The organism is Chromobacterium aquaticum, assembly GCF_021129195.1.
In the GTDB taxonomy this organism is placed as follows: Bacteria; Pseudomonadota; Gammaproteobacteria; order Burkholderiales; family Chromobacteriaceae; genus Chromobacterium; species Chromobacterium aquaticum.
This window is the reverse complement of the sequence record NZ_JAJOHW010000190.1, coordinates 1-14,251: the sequence shown is the minus strand read 5'-3', so window position 1 is coordinate 14,251 and position 14,251 is coordinate 1. Positions and strand designations below refer to the sequence as shown.

Here is a 14,251-nt window from a genome sequence, read left to right as displayed (position 1 = left end):
TTGCAGGGTGGCCTTTAGGGGTGGAGGGGATATTTGGCCAAGCAAATATCTCCTCCCTGCTTGCCGGGCGGAACCGGCCCTAAATCATCATCCGCGTAGCGGATTCAATGTATTGAACAATGATCTCTCTCGGAAAGATCGTAAACAGGTTCTAAGACGCTGTTCTAAAGCCTGCTTTGTAAATCTTTGTGTCCGCCACTGGATTACGGAGCGATCTCGGCGCAAAATGATTGACTAGTCAATTATTGATCGGTCAATAGAAATGAACACCTTAGCCGCAACCGCTGGAGCGGCCGGCGCGCTGGATTTCCGCCAAAAAGTGCTGGCCATGCTCGGCCTGTGTTTCGTGCTGCTGATGGTGGCGCTGGACCAGACCGTGGTCGGCACCGCCATGCCCACCGTGGTGGCGGAGCTGCACGGCTTCGACTTGTACGCCTGGGTCGGCACTTCCTACCTGCTCACCTCGGTCATCACTGTGCCCATCTTCGGCAAGCTGGGCGACGATCACGGCCGCAAACCCTTCGTGCTGACCGCCATCATCCTGTTCACCGCCGCCTCCATGCTGTGCGGCCTGGCCCAGAACATGCTGGAGCTGGTGCTGGCGCGCGCGCTGCAAGGCGTGGGCGGCGGCATGCTGGTGGCCACCACCTTCGCCTGCGTGCCGGACATGTTCCCGGAAACCGCGCAGCGCCTGCGCTGGCAGGTGATGCTGACCGCCGCCTTCGGCCTGGCCAATGCGGTGGGCCCGACGCTGGGCGGCTTTCTCACCGAATACCTGGGCTGGCGTTGGGTGTTCTTCGTCAATCTGCCGGTGGGCGCGGCCAGCCTGTGGTTCGTGTGGAGCCATCTGCCGGCGATGCGCCGCGCCGGCCCGGCCAGCAAGCTGGACTGGCAGGGCGCGCTGCTGATCGCCATCTTGCTGGGCTCGATGCAGCTGCTGGTGGAATGGCTGCCGCTGCATAAGCCGCTGTGGCTGATGGCCGGCCTGGGTCTGAGCGGCCTGGCCGCGCTGGGCCTGCTGTTATGGTGGGAACGGCGCTGCGCCAATCCGCTGCTGCCCCTGGACATGTTGAGCCACCGCAGCCTGGCGCCCTTGTTCGGCCTGTCGCTGCTGCTGGGCGGCGGCATGTTCGCGGTGATGTACTACGCGCCGCTGATGTTCCAGGGCGGCTTCGGCCTGTCGCCGAATCAGGCCGGCCTGCTGGTGACGCCGCTGGTGGTGTGCATCACCCTGGGCAGCATTCTGAACGGGCGCATCGTCACCCGGGTGCGCCGCCCGACGCGGCTGCTGGCGCTGGGCTTGTTGTTGTTCGCCTTCACCGCCGGCGCGCTGGGCTGGGTGGACGCCGCCACCAAGCACTGGCTGGTGGCCGCGCTGATGGCGGTGGGCGGCTTGGGTCTGGGCCTGCTGCTGCCCAATCTGACCATCTTCGTGCAGCAGAGCGCGCCGCGTCAGCAACTGGGCGTGGCCACCGCGATGATACAGTCCACGCGGATGATAGGCGGCATGCTGGGCACCGCGCTGGTCGGCGTCTTCGTTACCCACCACTACGTGGCCGGCGTCAATGCCTTGCCCATCGCGCCGCAGTGGCAGGGCTGGCTGCGCGATCCGCAGATCCTGCTCAGCGCCGAGACTTCCGCCCGTTTCGAACAACTGACGGCGGCGGCCCAGCTCAACGGCGGCGCGCTGCTCGGCGCCTCGCGGCTGGCGCTGGTGGACGCGATTCACGTCAGCCAGTGGCTGGTGGCGGCGCTGGTGGTGCTGGGCGTCTTGCTGGTGAGACGGGTGCCGCATGTAGAATTGCGCGATGTCAAAACCAAAACGGCGGTCATCCATGACTGAGCGCGCCCCCAATCTGTTGCAGCAAATCGGCCGCACCGGCCGCGCGATGTACGCGGCGTTTGAACAGCAGGTGGGCTATCCCTTGCCGCGCTGGCGCATCCTGGCGGCCTTGATCGACCTGGAACAGGCGACGCAGAAACAGCTGGCCACCCGGCTGTCCATGGACCCCGGCGCCTTGACCCGGCAGTTGAAAGCGATGGAGGGGGACGCGCTGGTGCGCCGCATCACCGACCCGGCCGACAACCGCCAGACCCTGGTGACGCTGGCGCCGGCGGGACAGGTGCTGATAGACGAGGTGCAGCCGCGGCGCGAAGCGTTTTTCCGGCACGCGCTGGCGGATATTCCCGCCAGCCAGATGGAGACCACGCTGGCGGTGCTGCACCGGCTGGAGCAGCGCTTCCGCGATCAGGATTAAAGCCGGCGCCGCCGGCTGGCGGCGCTCATTCCTGCGGCTGCCACTGATAGGTCTTCAGCACCGTCTTGATGCGGCCGCTTTTCTGCAGGCGGTCTATCGCCTGGTTCAGCTGCGCCACCTTGATGTCGGAATGCGGCGACACCGCGCACATGGTGGGCATGAAGGTAACCACCAGCGGATGCAGCTTGAGCGAGGCGGCTTCCTGCGGCCAATTGCGCGCCCAGGCGGCGAACTCCAGCTCCGACACGATGGCGACGTCGCTCAATCTTTTCTGCACCGACTTCACCAGCAGCTCCATCCGCGCCTCCTCGTTGTGCGAGGCCGGGTTGCTGCGCCAGAAGCGTTCCAGCGTCGGGTAGTTGTAGCCGCGGATGGTGACGATGCGCTTGCCGGCGAGATCGCCGGTCTGGCGCAGCTCGGTGGTTTGCTTCAGCGTCAGCGGGCGCTCGAGCTGGGGATAGATTTCGTGGGTCCAACCCAGCCGCGCCGCATTGCCGAACCAGTCCGGGTTGGCGTTGCAGACGATGTCCACGCGCCCGGTTTCGATGGAAACCTCCACCCGCTTGCGGGCGATCAGCATGAATTCGGGCCGCATGCCCAGTTCCGATGCCAGCATCTCGCCGATATCCTTGGACAGCCCGCTGCGCAGATGCTCGCCGTCCGGCGACAGCACCACCACCGGCGCCGCGTCGGTGTCCGCCACGCCTATCCGCAAATTGCCCGCCGTCCAGGCCTCCTCGCCCCATGCCGCAGCCAGTCCCGCCAGCAGCCACAGCTTATTCGTAATCGCCATATGGATCTTCTCTCTTTATTCTTAAGCAAGCGTCCGAACAGTTGATCGCGAGTGTTAAGATGATCTTTTGAGTCCGTTGCACTTGTTATTGTTGTAGACAAAAAAAGTTCAGCCGCCATGACAAAAACATCCCCGCATTGCCTCCGGCAACACCTTGACCAGCGCATCCTGATCCTGGACGGCGGCATGGGCACCATGATCCAGCGCCATCAGTTGCAGGAGGCCGATTACCGGGGAGAACGCTTTGCCGACTGGCCTTGCGACGTCAAGGGCAACAACGACTTGCTGGCGCTGACGCGCCCGGACGTGATCGGCGGCATCCACCAGGCTTATCTGGACGCCGGCGCCGACATCATCGAAACCAACACCTTCAACGCCACCTCCATCGCCATGGCCGATTACGCGATGGAAAGCCTGGTCTGGGAAATCAATCATGCCGCCGCCAGGCTGGTCAAGGAACTGTGCGAAAAGGCCAGCGCCGCCAATCCGGCCAAGCCGCGCTATTGCGCCGGCGTGCTCGGCCCCACCAACCGCACCTGTAGCATCAGCCCGGACGTCAACGATCCGGGCTACCGCAACGTCAGCTTCGACGAGCTGGTGAGGTCCTACACCGAGGCGATTGACGGCCTGGTGCAAGGCGGCGCGGACCTGCTGCTGGTGGAAACCATCTTCGATACCCTGAACGCCAAGGCGGCGGTGTTCGCCATCCATCGATATTTCGACGAGCGCCCGGACGCGCCGCGGCTGCCCATCATGATCTCGGGCACCATCACCGACCAATCCGGCCGCACCCTGACCGGGCAGACCACCGAGGCCTTCTACAACTCGCTGTCCCACGCCGACGCGGTCAGTTACGGCCTCAACTGCGCGCTGGGCCCGGATCTGCTGCGGCCCTATGTCGAGGAAATGGCGCGGGTGTCCGCCAGCTATGTGTCGGTGCACGCCAACGCCGGCCTGCCCAATGCCTTTGGCGGCTACGATCTTGAGCCGGAGGCGATGGGCGTGTACGTGCGCGAATGGGCGGAATCCGGCCTGATCAACATCGTCGGCGGCTGTTGCGGCACCACGCCGGAGCATATCGCCGCCATCGCCCGCGCGGTGGACGGCGTCGCGCCGCGGCCGCTGCCGCGGATCGAGGCCAAGTGCCGGCTGTCCGGCCTGGAGCCGTTCAACATCGGCGATGGCGATCTGTTCGTCAATGTTGGCGAGCGCACCAATGTCACCGGCAGCCGCGCCTTCGCCAAGCTCATTCTCAATGGCGATTATGCCACCGCGCTGGACGTGGCGCGTCAGCAAGTGGAAAACGGCGCCCAGGTCATCGACATCAATATGGACGAGGGCATGCTGGATGCCCACGCCGCCATGGTGCGCTTCCTCAACCTGATCGCGTCGGAGCCTGACATCGCCCGCGTGCCCATCATGATCGATTCCTCCAAGTGGGAAGTGATCGAAGCCGGCCTCAAGTGCATACAGGGCAAGGGCATCGTCAACTCGATCTCGATGAAGGAAGGTCGGGACAAATTTGTCGAGCAGGCGCGCTTGATCCGCCGCTACGGCGCCGCGGTGATCGTGATGGCCTTCGACGAAGCCGGTCAGGCCGACACCTATGCGCGCAAGATCAAAATCTGCGAGAACAGCTACCGCATCCTGGTGGACGAAGTGGGCTTCCCGCCGGAAGACATTATCTTCGACCCCAATATCTTCGCCGTCGCCACCGGCATCGAGGAGCACGCGCGCTACGGCCTGGACTTCATCGAAGCCACCGGCTGGATCAAGCAACAGCTGCCGCACGCCAAGATCTCCGGCGGCGTGTCCAACGTCTCCTTCTCCTTCCGCGGCAACAACAAGGTGCGCGAGGCCATCCACGCCGTCTTCCTCTACCACGCGATACAGCGCGGCATGACCATGGGCATCGTCAACGCCGGCGCGCTTGAGGTCTACGACGAGGTGGACCCGGAACTGCGCGCACGGATCGAGGACGTGGTGCTGATGCGCGCGCCCAAGGACGGCGGCGACGCCACCGAACACCTGATCGCGCTGGCGGAAAAATACAAGGGCGAAGCCACCGGCGAGAAAAAGGGCGAAGACCTGGCCTGGCGCGCGCTGCCGGTGGAAAAGCGGCTGGAACACGCGCTGGTCAAGGGCATCACCACCTTCATCGTCGAGGACACCGAGGAAGTGCGGCAGAAATCCGCGCGCCCCATCCACGTGATCGAAGGCCCGCTGATGGACGGCATGAACGTGGTCGGCGACCTGTTCGGCGCCGGCAAGATGTTCCTGCCGCAGGTGGTCAAGTCCGCGCGGGTGATGAAGGCCGCCGTCGCCCACCTGGAGCCCTTCATCGAAGAGGAAAAGATTCGCCTGGGCCTGGCCGACGCGCCGGCCAAGGGCGTGATCATCATGGCCACGGTCAAGGGCGACGTCCACGATATCGGCAAGAATATCGTCGGCGTGGTGTTGCGCTGCAATAACTACCAGGTGATAGACCTGGGCGTGATGGTGCCCTGCCAGAAAATCCTGGACGCCGCCATCGAGCACAAGGCCGACATCATCGGCCTGTCCGGCCTGATCACCCCCAGCCTGGAAGAAATGAGCCATGTGGCCAAGGAAATGCAGCGCCAGGGCTTCAGCATCCCGCTGCTGATCGGCGGCGCGACCACATCCAAGGTCCACACCGCGGTCAAGATCGCCCCGCACTACCAGCATCCGGTGATCTATGTGCCGGATGCCAGCCGCGCCGTCGGCGTCTGCTCCAACCTGCTGTCCGACACCCTGCGCGACGGCTTCGTCGCGGAAAACCAGGCCGAGCAGGATCGCGCGCGCGAGGGCCACGCCAATAAGGCGAGCCGCAAGGTGGTGGGCCTGGAGCAGGCGCGCGCCAACAAGGAAGCGATAGACTGGGCCACCTACCAGCCGCCCACGCCGCGATGGCTGGGCGTGCGCCGCTTCGAGCATTATCCATTGGCCGAGATCGCCGCCTACATCGACTGGACGCCGTTCTTCCAGAGCTGGGAGCTGGCCGGCCGCTTCCCGCGCATCCTGAACGACGAGATCGTCGGCGAATCCGCGCGCGCCTTGTACGAGGACGCGCAAGTGATGCTCAAGCAGATCATTGCCGAGAACTGGCTGGGGGCCAACGCGGTGATCGGCCTGTTTCCGGCCACCAGCGTCAACCACGACGATATTGAAATCCGCGACCCGGACAACCGCGCCAGTCTGATGAGCTGGGTGGGCCTGCGCCAGCAGTTGCCCAAGATGGACGGCAAGGCCAACTGGGCGCTGGCCGACTACATCGCGCCGCGGGACAGCGGCGTGCAGGACTATATCGGCGCCTTCGCCGTCACCGCCGGCATCGGCATCGAACCGCACGTCAAACGCTTCGAGGACGCCGGCGACGACTACTCCTCCATTCTGCTCAAGGCGCTGGCGGACCGGCTGGCCGAAGCCTTCGCCGAATTGATGCACGCCCGCATGCGCCGCGAATTCTGGGGCTATGCCGCCGCCGAGCAGCTGGACAACGAAGCGCTGATCGACGAAAAGTATCAGGGCATCCGCCCCGCTCCCGGCTACCCGGCCTGCCCGGACCACACCGTCAAGAGCGCGCTGTTCGAACTATTGGACGCGCCGGCCATAGGCATGACGTTGACCGAGGGCTACGCGATGCTGCCCACCGCCGCGGTGTCCGGCTTCTACCTCAGCCATCCGGCCGCGCGCTACTTCGGCGTCGGCAAGATAGAGCGCGACCAAGTGGCCAGCTACGCCGAACGCCGCGGCGTCAGCGTGGAACAGGCCGAACGCGACCTCGCCCCCAATCTGGGCTATGACGCCTGAGGCGCGCCAGCCCTGGCCCAGGCTGCTGTTGGGCAGCCTGATCTTCGGCGCCGGCGCCTGGCTGCTGTTCAGCTTCCGCGACCGCTACGTGGTGCTGTTGCTGGCCGGCGCGCTGCTGGCCTGGCAAGCGCTGCCGGCAGGATTTAAAACCCGCGCGCTGCTGCTGACCGCGGCGGGCTGTCTGCTCGATCTCACCGCCGTCAGTCTGGGGCTATACCGTTTTGCCGGCGTCGGCGCCCTGCCCTTGTGGATGGTGACGCTGTGGCTGAGCTTCAGCGTCTGGTGGCTGGCTTTGTTGACAGACTGGCGGCCATCGCCGCGGCTGCTGGCCGTTATCGGCGCGATCGCCGGGCCCTTGGCCTATTGGGTCGGCATGCGCTTGCGCGCGCTGATGCCGGGCGTGTCGTTGTGGCTGATGCTGACGGCCTTGGCGCCGCTGTGGGCGATATTGCTGGCCCTGACGCCGCGGCTGCTGCCGGCGGAGCCCGCGCGCGGCTGTGGATAAGCCAGGCATGCCTGGAGGGCTGTGGATAACTGGAGGTGTAGCCGCCTCAGTCCATTGAATGCCGGCTGGAATCAGATAAAAACCGTATCGTTGATGATGCGGTTTTTATTTATTTAATCTTCCAAAATAATATTCAATTCAAAATTAATTAAATATGGATTATTAAAATACGCGTCGGCACGGTGAAAATTAACAAACAGGCTATTTCATCTCCGGCAAGAATCATGTATTGCCCGTCAGGCCGGGCTTAGCGAAGAATAAATTAAAAGGTTTTAATAAAAACCTATGCCCATGTTATTTTGCTGACAGCGAGATATGAAAAATTCACGAATAAAAATCGTTTTTCAAATCACATAATATTTGCAACCGGACGGGAGCGCTCACGGCGGGGGATTGGCAGATCCCGCGCGGAGTCAGGCCCGCGGCCCGGCCGGTCTTTTTGGATGATGCAAGTGTAATAATGATTCTTGAAAAGGATATTCCGTGAAACAACTCATCGTCGCCTCATGCCTATTGGCCGGCGCGCAATTCGCCGCCGCCGCGCCGTTTTCTCCGGCGGAAACCCATTACGTCAAACTGGATTTCCGCAGCCCGTACGGCGGCAATATCTGCGGTGGTTCGCTGGTGGGGCCGGATCTGGTGCTGACCGCCTCCCACTGCATCCTGGATAACTGGAGCGGAGTGACCGCCCATTACGGCCGCCATTTCGCCCAGCGCGTCGACACCGAGCGCAACAACGCCAAGCCCAACTGGATCAAGTTCGACCATCACGGCGTGGCGGTGGATCTGGCATTGCTGAAACTGTCCCGTCCCATCGCCGGCGTCAACGGCGCCAAAACCGTGCCGGTGGTGGCGCAGGAAGACTGCAATGCCGCGCTTGGCGCGATGCAGGCCAATCTGCGCATGGCCGAGACCGGCGGCCAGCTGGCGGCCAGCCTGATGGACGTCCGCGTCGCCAATATCCAGCGGCTGGGGCCGTCGCCCTTGGCCAACGGCGTGTCCCTGCTGGCCAACGGCACCGTGGGCCGTGGCGGCGACTCCGGCAGCCCGCTGCTGTCGCCCAAGGGCGTGCAGGTGGGCGTCTACAACGGCAACGCCGGCAATGTTTCCGCCTTCGCCGCGCTGTGCAAATACGCGGGCAGCATCAAGGCCTGGTCCGAGGTGCTGAGCCCGTCCGCCAGCCAGACCCCGCCGCCCGGCGACTGGGTGTGGCCGGATGCCGCGCGACGCTGAAACGGCGCGCTAAGACCCGCTAACAAAACCCCTGATCCTGCGTTGCGCCTCCTTGTCGTACGACTTGTACTGCCTGCGTCGGCGCGCCTTGGCTCAGGTTCTCTGCGAGGTTTTGTTAGCGGCTCTAAATAAGAAAGCAGCCCGCGGGCTGCTTTTGCAATGGAAGCGGAGATCGGTTTACTCGCTGCGTCATGCTCCAAGACGCTCAGCAGATGGTAAACCGGTTTTCAGCGACTTCCTGCCGGCGGCGGCCGGCTGCTCAACACCCCCTGGCGCTGCGCGTCGGCCAGATAGCCGGCGATCAGCACCGCCTCCTCCGCCGTCAGCGGCGCCTTGAACGCCAGCCGCATTTTCTCGGTGATGTCCCGCCAGCGGGCCTCGGACAGCGGCGGTTGCAGGGCCGCGTAATCAGCGGAATGGCAGATCAGGCATTTTTGCAGCGCCGGCAAATAGCCGGGGTGGCTGGTGGCCGGGTACATCGCGGTCTCGTTGGGCAGGGCAATGCTGGTCGCGGCCGCCGCATGGCAGCAGGCCCAGGCCAGTATCGCCAGCATCCAGATCTTGTTCATCGTGTTCTCCTCATCCGTCCACCGTCACATCCACCCGCTCCACCACATTGCGAGCGTAACCGCCGGGGTTCCACGGCTGCTCCAGCGGCTGCCGCTCCCCGCTATTGGCGGTGGCCCGCGCCATCAGCCGCAAGGCACCAGGCCGCACGTCTCGCAGCGTCAGCCGCCATGGGTGAAAGGCGAAACGGCTGGCGGCCTGGTCCAACCGCGCCGGCTGCCAACTGCGGCCGCCGTCGGCCGATACCTCCACGCCGCCGATGCCGCTGCCGCCGTCGAAGGCGATGCCGCGCAGCGTCAGTTGGCCGTCCGGCGCCGTCACGCGCTGGCCGCTTTCCAGATTGGTGATGAAGCTGCGCACCTTCAGCCGCTTCAAGCGCACCGTCTTGCCGGGCGGACTGCCTGGCGCGACGCCGTTGTCCGGCGTGTCCGGCACCACATAGGCCTGGCTGGCGAACCAGCCGTCGAATACATGATCGATCACCTCGATCTCCGACAAATGCTTCATCCAGTACGGCGCATAAAAGCCCGGCACCACCAGACGGATGGGGAAACCGTTCAGCACCGGCAAGGCTTGGCCGTTCATTTCCCAGGCAATCAGCACCTCCGGGTTCAGGGCGTCCGCCAGGTCCAGCGAGCGGATGAAGGCCGGCGTCGCCTCCAAGGCCGGCTGATCGGTGCCGCGGTAAGCGATCTGCATCGCGTCTGGGAGCGGACCTGCCGCTTGCAGCACATCGCGCAGCCGCACGCCGGTCACTTCCACGCAGGCCATCGAGCCATTGCCCAACTGCGCGCCCGGCACGCGCGGCTGCATCAGCCCGCGGCCGTTGCCGGCGCATTGCAGCACCACGGTCTGACGCACGGTTTCAAAACGGCGGCGCAGCTCCGCCACGCTCAGCGACAAGGGCCGCCGCACCCTGCCCTTGATCACCAGCCGGTGCGCGGCCTCGTCGATGTCCAGCGGCTGGCCGGACAAGTGGTAGCGCACGAACACCGCCTCATTGGGCGTGATCAGGCCCTGGTCGAACTGGCTGAACGGCGTTTCCAGATGCACTGGCCGCGTGGTGATGCGCAGCAGCGGCATTTTCTGCGGATACGGCACCCGTTCGCGCCAGCCGTTGGCAAAGCCCTGATCCAGCCAGTTCGCCGCCAGCGAGCGGCCGGACAGGCCCAGCAAAGCCATGGCGGCCAGCCCGCCTTTCAGCACCGCGCGGCGGCGTAGATCAAAGTCATCGGATTGCATGTCTGCCTCCATTAAGAAGCTGTTCAACGCCCCGCGCACTTGGGCGGGACAAGGCGCAAGCGGCTGAGAATGCGAAATTTATAGATAGCACATTGGCATTTCGTGGCCATGCTCACTGTGCCTCCATCTCCGACGCGCAGGCACTTGCGGTGTGGGAGGCGGTGAACGGCAAGATGAAGACGGGCTTATTGCTTCAGCAGCCAGGCGACGATCTGGCGCAACTCCAGGTCCGACACCTGCGGATTGGGCGGCATCGGCACCGGTCCCCAGATGCCGCCGCCGCCGGCCTTGATCTTGGCCTGTAATAACTGGGAGGCCCCGGCCTGACCGGCGTATTTCTTGGCTACCTCGCGATAGGACGGCCCCACCAGCTTGTGGTCCACCGCGTGACAGGACAGGCAGTTGTTCTTTTGCGCCAGAGCCAGTGCCGGCTCCGTCGCCAGCGCCGGCATGGTCGCCAGCAGCAGCGCGGCGCCGACGGCCGCGAGTGAAACGCTATGCATCGCAATCTCCCATTGCTTGGTTTCCCGGCCGCGGCGCGGCGGAGATTGCTTATTAGTATATTGATGTGATTATTGGAATATCATTCGAATAATTGATAAGAATGATAAGTTCAGCTGCTGAGCCATCAAGCAAGGGATGCTGTTGCCGCGGTGTGAGCAGTGTGGAGATTGCCTGATAGCCGGGCCTGATCGCGACCTTGGCTTGCTTGTTTCCGACATTTTCCTTGTGCGGATTAATCTACAAACGCATAATCACTCGTCCTAAAAATGATATTTTGCTGTAAGAATGAATAGGTATTTCCCGTTTTTCCTTGCGGTGGCAGCCTGTCTGGTGCTCGCCGCCTGTTCCGGCGGCCCCGCCGCTCAGCCGGTACGCACTGGCGTGTTTGTCGACAGCCCGGTGGCGGGCCTGGACTACGACAGCGGCAGCCATGCCGGCAAAACCACCGCCAATGGCGAGTTCCACTACCTGGACGGCGAAACGGTTGTCTTCCGCATCGGCAAGCTGGAACTGGGCCGCAGCCTGGGCGCGGCCCAGCTCACCCCGTTGCAACTGGTCGGCAGCCAGGACCCGGCCGAACCCAAGGCGCTGCGCCAGGTGCAGCTGTTGCTGACGCTGGATGAAGACGGCAATCCCGACAATGGCATCCAGATCGCGGCGGAAACCGCCGCCCGCTTCTCGCGTAGCCAGAGTCTGGAGCAGGCTGGTGAGCTGAAAACCCTGCTCGATCAGGCCGGCATCGCCCGCCGCCTGGTCAGCGCGGATCGCGCCGCCAACCATTTCCGGCTCAGCCTGGCCGCCTTGCGCGCGCACCCGCCCGCTCCGCGTTTCACCCCCATGGCCGAAGCCGACGGCACGCCGCTGCATGGCTCCACGCAACGCGCCGGCTGCGTGCAGGACAGGCAAACCGGTTTGATCTGGGAAGTGAAGGCCGAGCAAGGCCTGCGCAGCCAGTTCCACAGCTACTACGTCAGCGCCGGCGACAATCCGCAGCCGCCTGCCCAATGCGATGCTGGCCAGACGGATTGCCTGCTTGCCAGCTATGTCCAGGCGGTCCGGCAACAGAAGCTGTGCGGTTTCGACGATGAGACCGCGGGCGGCGATCGCGGTTGGCGCTTGCCCTCCGAGCGGGAGCTGAAGACGCTGCTGGACTGGAGCCAGCGCGATAAAGCCCAAGGTCTGCCGGCTCTGGATCGCTATGCGTTTCCGGATGCGGCGGCCACCTTCTACTGGACCGGCACCAGCCATTCCGAGGAGAGCACGGTGGCAGTGGCTTTCGATGACACTCACCGCAGCTTGGGCAGTCTCAGCCTGGGCCACGGCCAAGCGGCAAGGGTGCGTCTGGTGCGTGGCCCCAAACTGGCCGACGAGCCATTGCCGCATGGCGGTGCCAAATCCTCGCCGGGCTACGTCGCGGTCCGTTCCGACAGCCCATCCACCTTGCGCGCGGCCGGCCGTCCGCTCTGATCATCGGCGCCTCACTATTCCCCTGATGCCGCGCCGAGAACGGCGCGGTCCACAACCCTCATCCGGAATCACAAAACCATCCCTCCATGGGCGCGCTTGAACCAGGCGCGACCCCGGCTTGCCTATCCCCGACATGCTTCTTGTACGAACAACTTTACAAACGCATAATCCGCTGTCTTTAAATAAAAATGATTATTAATTACAAAAATGCACTCGCGCCCCTTGCTCCCCCTCATTCTGGCAGGCAGCCTGGCAGTGGCCGCCTGCTCCGGCGGCCCCGCCGCCCAGCCGGTACGCACCGGCGTCTTCGTCGACAGCCCGGTGGCGGGCCTGGACTACGACAGCGGCAGCCACGCCGGTAAAACCACCGCCAATGGCGAATTCCGCTACCTGGACGGCGAAACCGTCGTCTTCCGCATCGGCAAGCTGGAACTGGGCCGCGGCCTGGGCGCAGCCCAGCTCACCCCGTTGCAACTGGCCGGCAGCCAGAACCCGGCGGACCCGGCCGTGCTGCGCCAGGTGCAACTGCTGCTGACGCTGGACGAAGACGACAATCCCAACAACGGCATCCAGATCAGCGCCGACACCGCCGCCCGCTTCAGCCGCAGCCAAAGCCTGGCCCAGGCCGGCGAGCTGCAAACCCTGCTCGACCAGGCCGGCATCGCCCGTAGCGTGGTGGCCGCCGACTACGCCGCCAGCCACTTCCGCCTGAGCCTGGCCGCGCTGCGCGAACAGCCGCCCGGCCCGCGTTTCACCGCGCTGGCCGCAACCGACGGCGCGCCCTTGGCTGATGCCGGCGAACGCGCCGGCTGCGTGCGGGACAAGCAGACCGGTCTGATCTGGGAAGTGAAGTCCGTGCAGGGCCTGCGCAGCCAATTCCACAGTTATTACGCCAGCGCCAGCCGCAATCCGGAACGCCCGGCCCAATGCGAGCCCGGCCAGGAAGACTGCCTGGCCGTCACCTACACCGAAGCCGTGACCAAGCAAAAACTCTGCGGTTTCGAAGACAGCGAAGAAGACATCGCCGAAGAACGCGGCTGGCGGCTGCCCACCGAGCGCGAACTGAAAACCTTGCTGGACTGGAGCCAGTACGACCGCGCGCGCGGTCAGCCGGCGATGGACCGCCATGCCTTCCCGGACGCCGAAGCCGCCTTCTACTGGACCGCCACCAGCCGTCGTGGCGAAGGCGCGTTGGCGGTGGCCTTCGACGATACCCACCGCACCCTGTCCAGCGTCAGTCTCAGCCTGGGCCAGCCGGCGCGGCTGCGCCTGGTGCGCGGCCCCAAGCTGGCCGACGACCCCAACCCGGAAGACAATCCGCCGCCGCAACCGGCCTACATCCCGGTCAGCGCCGATGGACAACTGGCCACGTCGGCCCAGGCCGCTTGCGTCGACGACAACCAGCACCCGGACAGCTGGCGCGACATCATCCTGTGGCAGGCCCGGCCGCAGCCGGCCGGCACCGCCAGCCTCAATCCGGCGCTGGCCGCGCTGCAACAGCAGCGCTTGTGCCAGCAGGACAACTGGCGGCTGCCCAGCGTGGCCGAAGCCAGCCGCTGGCTGCAATTGCAACAGGACAAGCACTATCCCGCCGCCAGCGCCGCCGCCCGAGTATGGGCGCGCGACGCGCGCGGCGCACTCTACGCGCTGGACCGCGACGGCGGGAAACAGAGCGCGGCCGAACTCGCCGGCCAGACCGCGCAGCCGCTGCTGCTCGCCCTCTCTATCCGCCCGGCCAAACCACCGCAGCCGGACAGCGACGGCGAGGCGCCGGACGCCGCCCAGCTGGCGCAATGGCGGATCAGCTACAGCCAATACCTGCCCGGCGCGGAGCGCCAGGCGGCCTGGCCC

11 protein-coding genes are annotated in these 14,251 nt (G+C 64.8%); 7 read left to right on the top strand and 4 right to left on the bottom strand.

Annotated elements, in window-relative coordinates; translation table 11 throughout:
• Positions 1-262: 262 nt before the first annotated feature.
• The gene (locus LQT98_RS22455; RefSeq protein WP_231465345.1) at positions 263-1,843 is read left to right on the top strand and encodes an MFS transporter; all 1,581 of its coding nucleotides are present in this window, start codon (positions 263-265) and stop codon (positions 1,841-1,843) included.
• Positions 1,836-2,258 (top strand): MarR family winged helix-turn-helix transcriptional regulator, encoded by a 423-nt coding sequence (locus LQT98_RS22450; RefSeq protein WP_231465343.1) that lies wholly within the window; start codon positions 1,836-1,838, stop codon positions 2,256-2,258. The genes LQT98_RS22455 and LQT98_RS22450 overlap by 8 nt, the downstream gene beginning before the upstream one ends.
• A gap of 25 nt (positions 2,259-2,283) precedes the next feature.
• On the opposite strand, the gene LQT98_RS22445 is transcribed toward LQT98_RS22450, so the two are convergent.
• Positions 2,284-3,051 (bottom strand): substrate-binding periplasmic protein, encoded by a 768-nt coding sequence (locus LQT98_RS22445; protein WP_048410137.1) that lies wholly within the window; start codon positions 3,049-3,051, stop codon positions 2,284-2,286.
• 117 nt (positions 3,052-3,168) lie between these two features.
• Between LQT98_RS22445 and metH the strand changes: the two genes are divergently transcribed.
• From metH to LQT98_RS22430, 3 genes are all read left to right on the top strand, one after another.
• Positions 3,169-6,882: a methionine synthase gene (gene metH, locus LQT98_RS22440; RefSeq protein ID WP_231465342.1), complete on the top strand. Its 3,714-nt coding sequence runs from the start codon at positions 3,169-3,171 to the stop codon at positions 6,880-6,882.
• Positions 6,872-7,387 (top strand): DUF2878 domain-containing protein, encoded by a 516-nt coding sequence (locus LQT98_RS22435; RefSeq protein WP_231465340.1) that lies wholly within the window; start codon positions 6,872-6,874, stop codon positions 7,385-7,387. The genes metH and LQT98_RS22435 overlap by 11 nt, the downstream gene beginning before the upstream one ends.
• A 483-nt stretch (positions 7,388-7,870) precedes the next feature.
• A complete protein-coding gene (locus tag LQT98_RS22430) occupies positions 7,871-8,620 on the top strand; it encodes a trypsin-like serine protease (protein ID WP_231465338.1) in 750 nt (249 codons plus the stop codon).
• 227 nt (positions 8,621-8,847) lie between these two features.
• On the opposite strand, the gene LQT98_RS22425 is transcribed toward LQT98_RS22430, so the two are convergent.
• The 3 genes from LQT98_RS22425 to LQT98_RS22415 form a co-directional block, all read right to left on the bottom strand.
• Entirely contained in the window at positions 8,848-9,189 is a 342-nt protein-coding gene (locus LQT98_RS22425) for a hypothetical protein (protein WP_231465336.1), read from the bottom strand.
• A gap of 10 nt (positions 9,190-9,199) precedes the next feature.
• Entirely contained in the window at positions 9,200-10,429 is a 1,230-nt protein-coding gene (locus LQT98_RS22420) for a molybdopterin-dependent oxidoreductase (protein ID WP_231465334.1), read from the bottom strand.
• Positions 10,430-10,614: 185 nt separating this feature from the next.
• A complete protein-coding gene (locus LQT98_RS22415) occupies positions 10,615-10,932 on the bottom strand; it encodes a c-type cytochrome (protein ID WP_231465332.1) in 318 nt (105 codons plus the stop codon).
• Between the two features lie 286 nt (positions 10,933-11,218).
• On the opposite strand from LQT98_RS22415, the gene LQT98_RS22410 reads away from it, so the two are divergent.
• Both LQT98_RS22410 and LQT98_RS22405 read left to right on the top strand, forming a co-directional pair.
• Positions 11,219-12,400 carry an Lcl C-terminal domain-containing protein gene (locus LQT98_RS22410; protein ID WP_231465330.1) on the top strand — a complete coding sequence of 394 codons (1,182 nt, stop codon included), beginning with the start codon at positions 11,219-11,221 and terminating at the stop codon, positions 12,398-12,400.
• A gap of 222 nt (positions 12,401-12,622) precedes the next feature.
• On the top strand, positions 12,623-14,251 hold a 1,629-nt coding region (locus tag LQT98_RS22405), incomplete at its 3' end, for an Lcl C-terminal domain-containing protein (RefSeq protein WP_231465328.1).

Excerpts from the sequence above, each read along its gene's own strand:
- LQT98_RS22455 (WP_231465345.1), top strand. The coding sequence starts at position 263 with ATGAACACCTTAGCCGCAACCGCTGGAGCGGCCGGCGCGCTGGATTTC.
- metH (WP_231465342.1), top strand. The coding sequence starts at position 3,169 with ATGACAAAAACATCCCCGCATTGCCTCCGGCAACACCTTGACCAGCGC.
- LQT98_RS22445 (WP_048410137.1), bottom strand. The coding sequence starts at position 3,051 with ATGGCGATTACGAATAAGCTGTGGCTGCTGGCGGGACTGGCTGCGGCA.
- LQT98_RS22425 (WP_231465336.1), bottom strand. The coding sequence starts at position 9,189 with ATGAACAAGATCTGGATGCTGGCGATACTGGCCTGGGCCTGCTGCCAT.
- LQT98_RS22435 (WP_231465340.1), top strand. The coding sequence starts at position 6,872 with ATGACGCCTGAGGCGCGCCAGCCCTGGCCCAGGCTGCTGTTGGGCAGC.
- LQT98_RS22415 (WP_231465332.1), bottom strand. The coding sequence starts at position 10,932 with ATGCATAGCGTTTCACTCGCGGCCGTCGGCGCCGCGCTGCTGCTGGCG.
- LQT98_RS22410 (WP_231465330.1), top strand. The coding sequence starts at position 11,219 with ATGAATAGGTATTTCCCGTTTTTCCTTGCGGTGGCAGCCTGTCTGGTG.
- LQT98_RS22450 (WP_231465343.1), top strand. The coding sequence starts at position 1,836 with ATGACTGAGCGCGCCCCCAATCTGTTGCAGCAAATCGGCCGCACCGGC.
- LQT98_RS22420 (WP_231465334.1), bottom strand. The coding sequence starts at position 10,429 with ATGCAATCCGATGACTTTGATCTACGCCGCCGCGCGGTGCTGAAAGGC.